General features: G+C 63.4%; 13 protein-coding genes and 5 tRNA genes. 13 read left to right on the top strand and 5 right to left on the bottom strand.

Annotation, left to right across the window (positions count from 1 at the left end):
* The first annotated feature begins 13 nt into the window (after window positions 1-13).
* Complete coding sequence (locus MY55_RS19490; RefSeq protein WP_047237391.1) at window positions 14-1291, top strand: O-acetylhomoserine aminocarboxypropyltransferase/cysteine synthase family protein; 1278 nt, start codon at window positions 14-16, stop codon at window positions 1289-1291.
* Window positions 1292-1345: 54 nt separating this feature from the next.
* Here MY55_RS19490 and MY55_RS19495 read toward each other — a convergent pair whose 3' ends face one another.
* Window positions 1346-2239, bottom strand: a complete 894-nt coding sequence (locus tag MY55_RS19495; protein ID WP_043577494.1) for a L,D-transpeptidase — start codon at window positions 2237-2239, stop codon at window positions 1346-1348.
* A 398-nt stretch (window positions 2240-2637) separates the two neighbouring features.
* On the opposite strand from MY55_RS19495, the gene rlmD reads away from it, so the two are divergent.
* From rlmD to MY55_RS19520, 5 genes are all read left to right on the top strand, one after another.
* The gene (rlmD, locus tag MY55_RS19500) at window positions 2638-4182 is read left to right on the top strand and encodes a 23S rRNA (uracil(1939)-C(5))-methyltransferase RlmD (protein ID WP_043577495.1); all 1545 of its coding nucleotides are present in this window, start codon (window positions 2638-2640) and stop codon (window positions 4180-4182) included.
* A 264-nt stretch (window positions 4183-4446) separates the two neighbouring features.
* Window positions 4447-5637, top strand: a complete 1191-nt coding sequence (locus tag MY55_RS19505) for a NupC/NupG family nucleoside CNT transporter (protein ID WP_043577496.1) — start codon at window positions 4447-4449, stop codon at window positions 5635-5637.
* A gap of 104 nt (window positions 5638-5741) precedes the next feature.
* Window positions 5742-6368 (top strand): YecA/YgfB family protein, encoded by a 627-nt coding sequence (locus MY55_RS19510; RefSeq protein ID WP_047236459.1) that lies wholly within the window; start codon window positions 5742-5744, stop codon window positions 6366-6368.
* 102 nt (window positions 6369-6470) lie between these two features.
* Entirely contained in the window at window positions 6471-7298 is an 828-nt protein-coding gene (locus MY55_RS19515; protein ID WP_047243611.1) for an undecaprenyl-diphosphate phosphatase, read from the top strand.
* 159 nt (window positions 7299-7457) lie between these two features.
* Window positions 7458-7928: an NUDIX hydrolase gene (locus MY55_RS19520; RefSeq protein ID WP_047236458.1), complete on the top strand. Its 471-nt coding sequence runs from the start codon at window positions 7458-7460 to the stop codon at window positions 7926-7928.
* A 65-nt stretch (window positions 7929-7993) separates the two neighbouring features.
* On the opposite strand, the gene MY55_RS19525 is transcribed toward MY55_RS19520, so the two are convergent.
* The 3 genes from MY55_RS19525 to folD all read right to left on the bottom strand — a co-directional run bounded on the left by MY55_RS19525 (window position 7994) and on the right by folD (window position 10467).
* Window positions 7994-8590 (bottom strand): hypothetical protein, encoded by a 597-nt coding sequence (locus MY55_RS19525; RefSeq protein WP_065202904.1) that lies wholly within the window; start codon window positions 8588-8590, stop codon window positions 7994-7996.
* A 7-nt stretch (window positions 8591-8597) separates the two neighbouring features.
* A complete protein-coding gene (gene purU, locus MY55_RS19530) occupies window positions 8598-9461 on the bottom strand; it encodes a formyltetrahydrofolate deformylase (RefSeq protein WP_043577499.1) in 864 nt (287 codons plus the stop codon).
* A gap of 154 nt (window positions 9462-9615) precedes the next feature.
* Window positions 9616-10467 (bottom strand): bifunctional methylenetetrahydrofolate dehydrogenase/methenyltetrahydrofolate cyclohydrolase FolD, encoded by an 852-nt coding sequence (folD, locus tag MY55_RS19535; RefSeq protein WP_043577500.1) that lies wholly within the window; start codon window positions 10465-10467, stop codon window positions 9616-9618.
* 227 nt (window positions 10468-10694) lie between these two features.
* On the opposite strand from folD, the gene MY55_RS19540 reads away from it, so the two are divergent.
* The 7 genes from MY55_RS19540 (at window position 10695) to MY55_RS19565 (ending at window position 12563) form a co-directional block, all read left to right on the top strand.
* Window positions 10695-10771: transfer RNA gene (locus MY55_RS19540), tRNA-Pro, on the top strand.
* 21 nt (window positions 10772-10792) lie between these two features.
* A tRNA-Arg gene (locus MY55_RS19545) sits at window positions 10793-10869 on the top strand.
* 26 nt (window positions 10870-10895) lie between these two features.
* A tRNA-His gene (locus tag MY55_RS19550) sits at window positions 10896-10971 on the top strand.
* Window positions 10972-11218: 247 nt separating this feature from the next.
* A tRNA-His gene (locus MY55_RS19555) sits at window positions 11219-11294 on the top strand.
* 47 nt (window positions 11295-11341) lie between these two features.
* Window positions 11342-11417: transfer RNA gene (locus tag MY55_RS19560), tRNA-His, on the top strand.
* 4 nt (window positions 11418-11421) lie between these two features.
* Window positions 11422-11826, top strand: a complete 405-nt coding sequence (locus tag MY55_RS23885; RefSeq protein WP_157889392.1) for a hypothetical protein — start codon at window positions 11422-11424, stop codon at window positions 11824-11826.
* Between the two features lie 62 nt (window positions 11827-11888).
* Complete coding sequence (locus MY55_RS19565) at window positions 11889-12563, top strand: GntR family transcriptional regulator (RefSeq protein WP_043577501.1); 675 nt, start codon at window positions 11889-11891, stop codon at window positions 12561-12563.
* On the opposite strand, the gene MY55_RS19570 is transcribed toward MY55_RS19565, so the two are convergent.
* On the bottom strand, window positions 12557-13465 hold the full coding sequence (locus tag MY55_RS19570) for a LysR family transcriptional regulator (protein ID WP_043577502.1): 909 nt from the start codon (window positions 13463-13465) through the stop codon (window positions 12557-12559). The genes MY55_RS19565 and MY55_RS19570 overlap by 7 nt on opposite strands.
* Window positions 13466-13516 lie beyond the last annotated feature (51 nt).

Raw genomic sequence — 13516 nt, forward strand, 5'->3', positions numbered from 1 at the left:
CTGGAGCCTGACGATGAAACTGGAAACCCTAGCCGTCCACGCCGGATACAGCCCCGACCCCACCACCAAGGCGGTGGCGGTGCCGCTGTATCAAACCACCAGCTACGCCTTCGACAGCACCCAGCACGGCGCCGATCTGTTCGACCTCAAGGTGCAGGGCAATATCTACACCCGCATCATGAACCCGACCACCGACGTGCTGGAAAAACGGGTGGCGGCGCTGGAGGGCGGCATAGGCGCGCTGGCGGTGGCGTCCGGCATGGCGGCCATCGCCTACGCCATCCAGACCATCGCCGAAGCCGGCGACAACATCATAGCCACCCGCACGCTGTACGGCGGCACCTATAACCTGTTCGCCCACACCTTCCCGCAGCTGGGGATTGAAGTGCGTTTCGTCGACTACCAGAATCCGGCCGCCATCGCCGCTTTGGTGGACGAACGCACCAAGGCGGTGTTCTGCGAATCGATAGGCAACCCGCTGGGCAATGTGGTGGATTTCGCCGCCTTCGCCGCCGAGGCCCATCGCCACGGCCTGCCGCTGATCGTCGACAACACCGTGCCTTCGCCCTATCTGTGCCGGCCGTTCGAACACGGCGCCGACATCGTCGTGCACAGCCTGACCAAATACCTGGGCGGCCACGGCAACAGCATAGGCGGCGCCATCGTCGACTCCGGCAAATTCCCGTGGGGAGAGCACAAGGCGCGCTTCAAGCGGCTGAACGAGCCCGATGTCAGCTACCACGGCGTCAATTACGTGGAAGCGCTGGGCGCGGCCGCCTACATCGCCCGCGCCCGCGTGGTGCCGCTGCGCAATATGGGCGCGGCGCTGTCGCCGTTCAACGCCTTCCTGATCCTGCAAGGCATAGAAACGCTGGCGCTGCGGCTGGACCGCATTTGCGACAACGCGCTGAAAGTCGCCCATTTCCTGCAAGCAAGCCCGGCGGTGGAGTGGGTGGAATACGCCGGTCTGCCCGACAACCCAAGCAAGCCGCTGGTGGACCGCTACCTGGGCGGCCGCGCCTCCGGCATCCTGTCCTTCGGCATCAAGGGCGGGGAAGCCGCCGGCGGCCGCTTCATCGACGCGCTGCAGCTGGTGACGCGGCTGGTGAACATCGGCGACGCCAAGTCGCTGGCCTGCCACCCGGCCTCCACCACCCACCGCCAGCTGTCGCCGCAAGAACAGCTGAGCGCGGGCGTCAAGCCGGAGCTGGTGCGGCTGTCCATCGGCATTGAACACATAGACGACATCCTGGCCGACATCGGCCAGGCGCTGAAAGCCGCCGCGCAGTAAACGGCGAGCAAGAAAAAAGGCCGCGAAAGCGGCCTTTTTCGTCCGAAAACCCTATCAACCGGCCCGGGCGGCGGTTCTGCCGCGCTGGCTGGCCCTGGCCGGCGGACCCGGCTCGCGATCCGGCGCCGGCTGGCTGGCCGCCGGCGTCTCGGGCGCGGCGGCCGGCGTCAGGCGCGACAGCCAGGCAAAAGGCTGCAAGCCGCCGCTGATCGCGCCGCTGGCGCTCTTGCAGCTCAAGCACACCGGCTTGCCGCTGCGCTGCTTCAGCGCATCGTCCACCCGCTGGCCGTACAGCGCCTGCTGGTGCTGGCGCTGCCAGTCCAGCAGCGTCTGCGCCAGGTATTTCAGCGACGGATCTTCCTGCTTGTAATGGTTGCGGTAGACGGTCAGCCACAACTGGCCGGCTTCATCCTGGCTCAGCAGAATGGTCTGATAGGCGACGGTGACCGCGTCGCCGCGGCTGACCGTGCCGGCCAGCTCCAGCGCGTCGTCGTTTTTCAGCCGCACGCAGCCGTGGCTGCGAAAACCCGGCACCGAGCCGGGAGCGTTGGTGCCGTGAAAGCCCAGCCCCAGCCGGCTTTCGCCAAAGCGCACGAATACCGGCCCCAAGGGATTGTTGGGCCCCGGCGGCACCACGGTCTGCACTTCCTTGCCGTTGCGGCGCATTTCATCCTGGATGGACTTGGGCACATGCCACGCCGGCGCCTTGTAAATGCCGGTGATGTCGAAGCTGCCGGTCGGCGTCTGCGTCAGCATCTTGCCCACCGCCACCGGAAAAATCCGCGCCAGCTTGCCATCCTGGTACAGGAACAGCCGCGCCTGCGGCAAGTTCAGCACCAGGTGTCGTCCCGCCGGGTTCACCTGGATGTCCGGCGCCGGCATCACCGCAGCCGCGCACGGAAACGCCAGCGAGCCCCCCAGCGCCAGCACCGATAAGCACTTCAACATACCTTGCCCTGAATTACATGAACATGGTTCGGATTGTAACAGAAAGCCCCGCCGGCCCGGATTGTGCGAATTTACACCGCCCCGCCAAGCATCAATTCGTCAAACCCAGCAGCTGCAGCTGTCTGGGCAAACAAACACTTCTCAGATCATACCGCTCTATTACCGACTGCCGCGCGGCCCGGCGCAACTCAGCCAAGCCATGCCGGGACCGGCAAGCGCCGGCCACCGCGTCTGCGATGTCTTCATGGAGTAAAGAGCGCCCGCCTGCGGCATGGGGCAACTGACTCCTAGCGACTTGCGCCGACCGCCCCGCCCGCTCCCTCAACGTAAAAAAACCAGCAAGAATCGCCGGTTTTTGAGAAAATCCGCGTTTACCGTTTGATTTTGCAAGCAAGACGATGACGCACCCACAGACTATTGCCCTGGTCGAATCGCTGGATCACGAAGGCCGGGGGGTCGCCCACGTTGACGGCAAGACCATTTTCATCGATGGCGCGCTGCCGTACGAAAAGGTTGTCTACAGCAGCTACCGCAAGAAGCCCAGCTACGAAAACGCCCAGACCAGCGCCGTATTGAAGGAAAGCTTCATGCGCGCCGAGCCGCGCTGCCCGCACTTCGGCACCTGCGGCGGCTGCTCGATGCAGCACGTGGAATTCACCGCCCAGGTGGCGATCAAGCAGCGCGTGCTGGAAGACAACCTCAAGCGCATCGGCAAGGTCAAGGCCGAACGCATTCTCACCCCCATCGCCGGACCGGCTTGGCACTACCGTCATCGCGCCCGCCTGTCCGCACGCATGGTGGCCAAGAAGGGCGGCGTGCTGGTGGGCTTCCATGAGAAAAGCTCCAGCTACATCGCCGAGATGCGCGAGTGCCACATTCTGCCCAAGCACATCTCCGACCTGATCATGCCGCTGCGCGCGATGATCGCCACGCTGTCCATCAGCCAGCGCATGCCGCAGGTGGAAGTGGCGGTCGGCGACAAGCTCGACATCCTGGTGTTCCGCAATATGGACGCCATCACCGATGCCGACTTCGCCATCCTGAAGGCATTCTCCGACCGGCACGGCACCGCCGAGCGTCCGCTGCAGGTCTGGCTGCAGCCCAAGGGCCCGGACACCTGCTATCCGATCTACCCGCTGGACGCGCCCAAGCTGACCTACAGCATGCCGGAATACGCGGTGGAAATGCCCTACTACCCCACCGAATTCACCCAGGTGAATCCGCAGATCAACGCGGTGATGGTGGCGCGCGCGCTGAAATTCCTCGACCCGCAGCCGGGCGAGCGCATCGCCGACATGTTCTGCGGCATCGGCAACTTCACGCTGCCCATCGCCCGTTCCGGCGCCATCGTGCACGGCATGGAAGGCAGCCAGCCGCTGGTGAAGCGCGCGGTGGAAAACGCCACCCACAACGGCCTGCAGGACAAGGTGAGCTATGAAATGGCCAACCTGTTCGAGGTGACCGAGGAGTCGTTCGCCGCGCTGGGCCATTTCGACAAGATGCTGGTGGACCCGCCGCGCGACGGCGCGGTGCAGCTGTTGAAGGCCATCACCGAGGAAACCGCGCCCAAGCGCATCGTCTACGTGTCCTGTAATCCGGCCACGCTGGCGCGCGACGCCGGCATCCTGGTCAACACCAAGGGCTACACGCTGAAGACGGCCGGCATCATCAATATGTTCCCGCACACCGCGCACGTGGAGTCGGTGGCCTGGTTCGAAAAAACCAGCCCCTGCAAGACGCGCAAGGAAGTCGAGGAAATCGAGGCGTTGGAAGCCGCCGAGCGCGAGGCCGCCAAGGCCGCGCATCTGGCGGAGGAAAACGCGGAGAAGGCCAAGAAAGCCGCCGAGCTGGCGGAAAAGGCCGCCGCCAAGGAAGCCCGCCGCGCCCACTATTTCGCGGAGAAGGCGCGCCGCGAAAACGAAGACTCGTCTCCCCAGGCGTAAACCGCCGGCCGCCTGTGGCGTTTATGCCATAGCGGCCGATCTATCTTCACTTAAAGATAGATAGTTTGATGTAAAGACTAGTTTTCATCCGAACTTCAGCGCATTGTCCCTACTGCCGCAACGTCATATCCCCGGAACATGGCGGCGCGGCGGCCGCGGCTTTGCCCGCAGCCCTATAAAAACTGGCGTGCGGCCCGCTTGCGGGACCGAAACGTTGCTCGAAACCTGCCAAGGCAGGGGAAACCCAAAAGCGATACTAATCTCATGCATATCGTCCAATTCATCATCGGCCTCGTGGTCGTGCTGGCCCTGACCCAGCTGGTCGCCCGCGACCGCAAGAACATCAAGATCCGCTCCGTGATCCAGTTGCTGGTCATCGAGATCGCCCTGGCGTTCTTCCTGCTGAACACCACTTACGGCCTCGCCATCGTCGGCAGCATCTCCAGCGTCTTCACCAAGCTGATGGACTTCGCCAAGGAAGGCACCGACTTCGCCTTCGGCGGCATCCAGAACAAGGGCGAGTTCAGCTTCTTCCTGAACGTGCTGATGCCCATCGTGTTCATCTCGGTGCTGATCGGCATCCTGCAGCACATCCGCGTGCTGCCGGTGGTGATCCGCGCGGTCGGCTTCGTGCTGTCCAAGATCAGCGGCATGGGCAAGATCGAGTCGTTCAACGCCATCAGCTCGATGATGGTGGGCCAGTCGGAAAACTTCATCGCCTACAAGAACATCATCCACACCTTCGACGAGAAGCGCATGTACACGCTGGCCGCCACCGCGATGTCCACCGTGTCGATGTCCATCGTCGGCTCCTACATGCAGATGATAGAGCCGCGCTTCGTGGTGACCGCACTGGTGCTCAACCTGTTCAGCACCTTCGTCGTGCTGTCGCTGATCAACCCCTACGACAGCGCGCTGGGCGAGGATGAGCTGATCAGCAGCGACGCGCACCGCGTGTCCTTCTTCGAAATGCTGGGTGAGTACATCCTGACCGGCTTCAAGATCGCCGTGATCGTGGCCGCCATGCTGGTGGGTTTCATCGCGCTGATCGCCTGCGTCAATTTCATCTTCACCGCCATCTTCGGCATCAACTTCCAGACCATGCTGGGCTACGTGTTCTGGCCGTTCGCCTGGCTGATGGGCGTGCCGACGCACGAAGCGCTGACCGCCAGCAGCATCATGGCCACCAAGCTGGTGACCAACGAATTCGTCGCCATGCTGGAACTGAAGAACCAGGCCGCCCACCTGTCCAGCTACACCCGCGGCGTGCTGTCCATCTTCCTGGTGTCCTTCGCCAATTTCAGCTCGATCGGCATCATCGCCGGCGCGGTGAAGGGCCTGGACGAAGATCGCGGCAATATGGTGTCCCGCTTCGGCCTGAAGCTGGTTTACGGCTCGTCCCTGGTCAGCATTCTGTCCGCGCTGATCGCCGGCCTGGTGTTGGCTTCCTACTAATCGGCCCCGCCGCCCCGAGTTTCCCGCCGCCCGCTGATGCGGGCGGTTTTGTTTTGGCCGCCTCGGCGGCATAATGGCCGCCATACCCTCTCAGAAAGCCCAATATGCCGCACAAGCCGCTCAGCGAGCAGGACTACCAGCGCCTGTCCGCCACCCTGAACCGCTTCACCAGCCAGCAATGCATGAATCTGGAACAGCTGGACGGCTTCTTCTCCGCCCTGTTGTCCGGCCCGCAAGCCATTCCGCCGGCCGAATGCCTGCCGCTGATCCTGGGCGAGGCTTTCGACGATGAAAGCGCCTTCCCCAGCGAAAAATCGCTGGAACAGTTCGTCGCGCTGCTGCGCGGCCACTGGCAGGATATTTCCAACGCGCTGTCCGGCGGCGAATTCCAGCCCTGGCTGGACGCCGACGCCAACGGCGCGGTGCTGGGCAACGACTGGTGCGAGGGCTTCATCGCCGGCATGGAATTGCTGAACGACGACTGGGGCATGCTGTTCGAATCGGAAGAAAACGCCCCGCTGCTGGAACCCATCCTGGCGCTGGGCTTCGAACGCCACCCGGACGCCGAAATGCGTCCCTTCGTCGAAGCCGTCAGCGCGGAGCAGCGCGCGGCCTGGCTGGCCGCCATCTCGCCGTCGGTGCACGGCATCCATGACTTCTTCGCCGCGATCCGCCGCCAGCTGGAACAGGAAGAGCAAGCGCTGGAGCAACAGGAGCGCCGCCCGCACTGAGCCGGGTAAACCCCGCGCCGGCGCGCGCGTTATGCAAAACAACCATGGGCAGCCGGCAATTCGCCGGCTGCCGCCGCATCATCACTTGAACAGGGGTTGTCCATGAACGCAATCGAAGCTTTGCTGTTTGCCGTCATCCAAGGAATCAGCGAACTGTTTCCCGTCAGCAGCCTGGGGCATGGCGTGCTGATTCCCGACTGGCTGCACTGGTCGATCAACCGCACCCATCCGGACTTCCTTCCCTTCATGGTGATGCTGCATCTGGGCACCGCCGCCGCGCTACTGATTTACTTCCGCCGCGACTGGATCGCGCTGATCGGCGGCTGGCTGAAGGCCCGCGGCCGCGCCAGCAATCCCGAAGCGCGGCTGATGTGGCTGGTGATCGCCGGCACCATCCCGGCCGGCTTGCTCGGCCTGCTGCTGGAAAAACAGCTGCGCCAGCTGTTCACCAGCACCACCGCGGTGCTGATCTTCCTGGCGCTCAACGGCCTGATGCTGCTGTGGGGCGACCGCCTGAAGAAAAAAACCGCCTCGCACGAGCTGTCCGAACTCAGCCTGGCCGGGGCGATCAAGATCGGCGCCGGCCAGGCGCTGGCGCTGCTGCCGGGCTTTTCCCGCTCCGGCGCCACGCTGGTCACCGGCCTCGCCCACGGCCTGGACTACGCGTCATCGGCCCGTTTCTCCTTCCTGCTGGCCACCCCCATCATCACCGCCGCCGGCGTGCTGGAAATCCCCAAGCTCGCCCACAGCCATGCCCCGGCGCCCTGGGGCCTGCTGCTGGCCTGCGGCGCGGTGGCCGGCCTGTGCGCTTATGCCAGCACCTGGTTCCTGATGCGCTACTTCAAGAAAACCGAAATCGAATCGCTGCGCCCCTTCGGCTTTTACTGCCTGCTGGTGGGCATAGGCGGCCTCGCGGCCAAATTCGTGTAAATAGACTGGACTTGGGCGACGCCTATTATAAAATTGCAAGTAGACAGTAATTCCACTTATTGAAATACAGATGGCGCTCTACTAAAGCGCCATCTGTTTTAGAATGACTGCCATCAAAGAGGCGCAAGACCTCATCATTAACAATGACTTTTCGGAAGAATGAGTGTTTTGGAAGAACGCAAGAATGAACGCCTGCCCAGCGACCTGGCCAGGCGAGCCACAGCCATCATCGAGATGCCCGACGGCGTGCTGGTCACCGCCAGCCGCGGCGGCCGTTACAATCTGCCAGGCGGCAAGGCCAACCGCGGGGAGCTGCGCTCCCAGGCGCTGATCCGCGAAGTGCGCGAAGAAACCGGCCTGCGCATCAACTCCATGCTTTATCTGTTCGACCACATCACGCCGTTCAACGCGCACAAGGTCTACCTCTGCATCGCCCAGGGCCAGCCCAAGCCGCAGAACGAGATCGAACGCATCGCGCTGGTGTCGTCGCCGGACACCGACATGGATCTGTTCGTGGAGGGCCGCGCCATCCTGCGCCGCTACGCCAGGCTGCGCGGCGAGGAAACCGCCAAGGGCCAGGCCCTGCGCGCGCTGCTGGGGCTGGCGCGCTACATCGCCAAGGTGGACTAAGCCCCGGCCTTGAAACAAAAAGGGCATGCCTGCGGGCATGCCCTTTTTTCATGACCCCGATGGGTCTAGCGAGCCTTGGCCGCCGGCTCCGACGCCGAAACCGCCACGCCCCGCTCCTGCATCATCGCCACCATGTCGGCCGGCAAATCCACCCAGCCGGCGGTCTTGGCGAAAGACAAAGTCGCCGCCAGCAGCACCAGCGCCAGCGGCATGAACAGCGCCACGCCCAGCAACACCCGCAGGCGCGACACCGCCGACACCACGGCCAGCGCGTTCACCAGCACCACCAGGCCGATCAGAGACAACAGGACGTCCACCACGGCGGCCGCGTCGTCCGGTAGCCAGCTGGTCAGCGGCTCGACGAACTGCAGGCCGCTGGCCACCACCACCAGGCCGAACAGCGGCGCGGCCAGCTCGCCCTTGGACAGGCGCAGCCAGAAGGTGATGAAGCGGGTAAAGAGCAGCGTCTCCAGCCAGGTGAACAACACCATGAAGCCGATGCGGCCGGCGATGTTGCCGCCAAGCTCGGCGGTGTCGCCGCTGGCGATCAGGCCCAGCAGGGTCAGCAGCAGCGCCGGTTGCCACCACGGATATTGGTAGACGGCCAGCGGCTTGACCCGCAGCCGCAGCAAATCGAGCACATCGTCGATCAACAAACGCATGGCAGGCTCAATCGAAGACCACGGTCTTGTTGTTGTACGACAGCACGCGGTTGTCCAGATGCCAGCGCACCGCGCGCGACAGCACCACTTTTTCCAGGTCGCGGCCCTTCTGGATCAAATCCTCCACCGCGTCGCGGTGCGAAATGCGGGTGACCTCCTGCTCGATGATCGGGCCTTCGTCCAGATCCTCGGTCACGTAGTGGCTGGTGGCGCCGATCAGCTTCACACCGCGGGCGAATGCGCGATGGTAGGGCTTGGCGCCATCGAAAGCCGGCAGGAAGCTGTGGTGGATATTGATCACGCGGTCCGGGTAGCGCTCGACGAACTCGCCGGACAGAATCTGCATATAGCGCGCCAGCACGATGAAATCGACGCCCGCCTCTTCCAGCAGGCGGAACTGCTCGGCCTCGGCCTCGGCCTTGTTGTCCTTGGTCACCTGGATCAGATGGAAGGGAATGCCGTTGAACTCCACCAGGCGGCGGCAGGTTTCGTGATTGGAGATCACCAGCGGGATGTCGCACTCCAGCTCGCCGATGCGCCAGCGGTGCAGCAGGTCGGCCAGGCAGTGCTCGTATTGCGACACGAAAACGGCCATGCGCGGCTTGCGCGCCGACAGCGATACCGTCCAGCTCATATTGTGTTCGTCGGCTATGGGCTGGAAAGCGGCCGCGAAGCTGTCCATCGGCAGGGTGAAACCATCCAGGTCCCACTGCACCCGCATCAGGAACAGGTTTTCGCTGGTATCCTGATGCTGGTCGGCATGCATGATATTGGCATTGTAGGTCATCAGGAAATTGGCGATGGCCGCGACCAGGCCTTTTTTGTCCGGCGCGCTCATCAGCAGCGTCGCCGAGTGTTTTTCGTGACTCATGTTCAAATCCGTAATTTAGTTTCACCTAATACTAAAACAGCCGGGCGCCGCTGTCTGCAATCCGGCGCGCCGGCGCAAACAAAATCGCCACAGCCCGGCGGCGCCGGTGGCTGTGGCGAGCATGGCCGTCAACGCCGCCAGGGCGATGGCGGACTCAGGCGTACTGATTGGCGGCGTCGAGCGTGTTCTGCAGCAGCGTGGCCACCGTCATCGGACCGACCCCGCCCGGCACCGGGGTGATGAAGCCGGCGCGCTCGCGCGCGGCGTCGAACTCCACGTCGCCGCACAGCTTGCCGCTTTCCAGGCGGTTGATGCCGACGTCGATCACCACCGCGCCCGGCTTGATCCACTCGCCCTTGACGAAGTTGGGAATGCCCACGCCCGCCACCAGGATGTCGGCGCCGGCCACTTCTTCGGCCAGGTTCTGCGTCGCGCTATGGCAAACGGTAACGGTGGCGCGCGCCAGCAGCATCTCCAGCGCCTGCGGACGGCCGACGATATTGGACGCGCCGACGATCACCGCCTTCTTGCCCTTGGGGTCGATGCCGTACTCCTCCAGCAGCGTCATCACGCCGCGCGGCGTGCACGGCCGCATCAGCGGCATCTTGATCGCCAGGCGGCCGACATTATAAGGGTGGAAGCCGTCCACGTCCTTTTTCGGATCGATGCGCTCGATCACCGCTTGCGGATCGATCTGCTTGGGCAGCGGCAATTGCACCAGAATGCCGTCGATGCCGGCATCGGCATTCAGGTCGTCGATGATTTCCAGCAATTGCTGCTGGCTGGTGGTGGCCGGCAAGTCATAAGCCACCGAGCGGATGCCCGCCTTCTCGCAAGCGCGCTTCTTGCTGCCGACGTATACCGCCGATGCCGCGTTGTCGCCCACCAGCACCACCGCCAGCGCCGGCGCGCGCTTGCCCTGCAGCAAACGCTCGCCCACGCCTTCGCGCACTTTCTCCACCAGCTTTTCCGCTACCGCCTTGCCATCGATCAATTGTGCCGACATGCCTGAATCCCATCTTGACGCAGATAAATAACGGCCGCCATTCTCGCATTTTTTCCGCAGCGCGGTAAGACGGCCCGCCAGGATTATTTCTCTTAAGCTCAAGAGATATAAGGAAAAATGCCGCAGGCAAATATTTCATGCTCAAAATACCCGAGAAAAACATGAAAAATAATTCAGCAAAGGCATTGACAGGCCAAAGCCCCATCCGTATAGTTGCGTTCTCTGTTCGGGGCGTAGCGCAGCCTGGTAGCGCACCTGATTTGGGATCAGGGGGTCGCGAGTTCGAATCCCGCCGCCCCGACCAGCAGACAAGCAGCCCGATAGAGCGCCCGTAGCTCAACCGGATAGAGCACCAGCCTTCTAAGCTGGGGGTTACAGGTTCGATTCCTGTCGGGCGCGCCAAGCTTGCTTGATAGCAGTACCCAGTGGTGGATATAGCTCAGTTGGTAGAGTCCCGGATTGTGATTCCGGTTGTCGTGGGTTCGAGTCCCATTATCCACCCCACGAATTACGCAGAAAGCGGCCATTCATTTGGCCGCTTTTTTGCATTTCCGCCGCCGCCCAATCCTCGCCACCGGTCCAAGCCTACCGATTTCGCCAGCCTTCCAACCATCCAGACGACAAAGCAAAACCAGTCCAAATCGCCGCGCAAACGCTTTCAAACGAAATTGCACAATATGCTTGCGCTCCGGCCAATGTCCCCATATAATTCGCCTCCTCGTCGGACAGCAAGTCTGATCGGCGATCAGCGGTGGATATAGCTCAGTTGGTAGAGTCCCGGATTGTGATTCCGGTTGTCGTGGGTTCGAGTCCCATTATCCACCCCACAGTTTATCGGTCTCATGGCTGCGCCGTGAAACCAGCCGTTTCAGCGGTGGATATAGCTCAGTTGGTAGAGTCCCGGATTGTGATTCCGGTTGTCGTGGGTTCGAGTCCCATTATCCACCCCAAAACATGCAAAAGGCCTTGGCTTCTTTCGAAACCAAGGCCTTTTTCGCATCCCGATGCGCCGCAGCGCATCAAATTGAGACTGCGCCGCTACTTTCAGGCAACGCCTCCGCCACAGGCGCGCTCCTCGCCTGGGCACTGGATAAGGCCTTGCCGCGAAAGCCAAGCATGCAAAAGTGCCAGCCATCGGGACTCACCCGGCACGCCTTGCGCCAGCCCTGCGCCGTGCGCACCGCGCTCAAACAGGCGGGCCGCAACCGGCGCCCCTGCCGATTTCCCGGCTGGCCGATCGCGCCCACGCCCATGGGGGAAGCGAAAAATCCGCCCCGCCGCCGGCTTTTTCACCCCGGCAGCCAAGAATTACAGATTCGCGACGAAAATGTTCAATTTTGCCGCTTGCCTGAACAATGAAGCTCCGTATAATCGAATACATTTGCATGTATCCGATTGACTGACAGATAACGATACCCACCATGACCACCCTGCAGCCGATCAAGCGCCAGACGCTTACCAGTGCCGTTACCGAATCCTTGCGCCGCCGCATCCTGTCCGGCGAATTCGCCGACGGCCAACAGTTGCGCCAAGAGGCGCTGTCCAACGAATACGGCGTCAGCCGGGTGCCGGTGCGGGAAGCGCTGCGCCAGCTTGAGGCCGAAGGCCTGATCCAGATCATCGACCACAAGGGCGCGCTGGTTTCCAAGCTGTCGCTGGAAGACGTGCTGGAGCTGCTGGAAGTGCGCGCCATGCTGGAAGGCTCGCTGCTGAAGGCCGCCATCCCCTGTCAGACCCAGGCCGACCACGACGCCGCCCAGCAGACGCTGCGCGAATTCGAGGCCGCCCTCCACAACAACGACGTGCGCCACTGGGGCGAGATCAACTCGCGCTTCCACCTGGCGCTGTACCGCGCCGCCAAGCGCCCCAACACGCTGGCGCTGATCGAACAGCTGCACAACAAGACCGACCGCTATACCCGGATGCAGATTCTGTTCACCCGCACCATGGAGCGCGCGCACGAAGAGCACACCCGGCTGCTGGAAATGTGCCGCCAGGGCAAGGCGGACGAGGCGGCGGAATTCCTGCGCTTCCACATTCTTTCCGCCGGCCACGCGCTGGAAAGCTATCTGAAAGGCCAGCAGGCCAATCACTGAGCCAGCGCGGCTATCCAGGCCTGAGCCGCGCGCCGCAGCGCCTCAGCCAGATACAGGCACGCCGGCCCCGCCGCCGGCGGATCCGCCAGCACCAGATACAAGGACGCCTTGCGCACCGCGCCGCTCTTCAGCGGCAAGGGCTTGAGCCTGCCGTCAGCCAGTTGCGCGGCGATGCGGTGCCGCGCCAGCCAGCCGAAAGCCAGCCCGGCCTCCACCATCGCGATGCCGGTTTCCGGCTGCGACACCGTCCAGCGCTGATGCGCACCCAGCCAGCCCTCGTCGCGCGGCTGCCGGCTGCCGGAATCTCGCAGCACCACCTGCACTTCGCGCCGAAGCCTGGCCTCGTCGAGCATCCCGCCTTGCGCGTGCAGCGCGTGCCCCGGCGCCGCGCAGGCGACGAACTCGGCGTCCAGCAACCAATCGCCCAAAAAGCCCTGCGGCACCCTCCCCGCCACCGCCAGCGCCGCCTCGCCCTGGTGCAAGGCGTCGTCGGCGCCTGACATCACCACTTCGCGCAGCTGCAACCGGGTTTCCCGGCAGTGGCCGGCGAAATCGCCGCAGGCGGCCAGCATCACCTCGGTCGGCAGCAGGCTGTCCAACGCCACCCGCAGCTCCGGCTCCCAGCCCGCCTGCAAACCCTGCGCGCGCCGCTCCAGCCGGTCCGCCGCCTGCAGCAAATCACCCGCTTCGCGCAGCAGCGCCGCGCCGTCGGCGGTCAAGCGCATCCGCCGCCCGTCAGGCCGCAGCAATTCCACGCCGAGTTGCTGCTGCAGCCTGGCCACCGCGTAGCTGACCGCCGACTGGCTGCGATGCAGCCGCGCGGCCGCCTGGGCGAAACCGCCCTCTTCCACAATGGCCTGCAGCACCTGCCATTGTTCCAGCGTCGTCCTGAATGGCTTCATTTATCTAAATTCTTGATCATTTTGCACAGTATTTTGCGCTTTTTTATCTGA

Source organism: Chromobacterium subtsugae, assembly GCF_001676875.1.
GTDB classification, from domain to species: Bacteria; Pseudomonadota; Gammaproteobacteria; order Burkholderiales; family Chromobacteriaceae; genus Chromobacterium; species Chromobacterium subtsugae.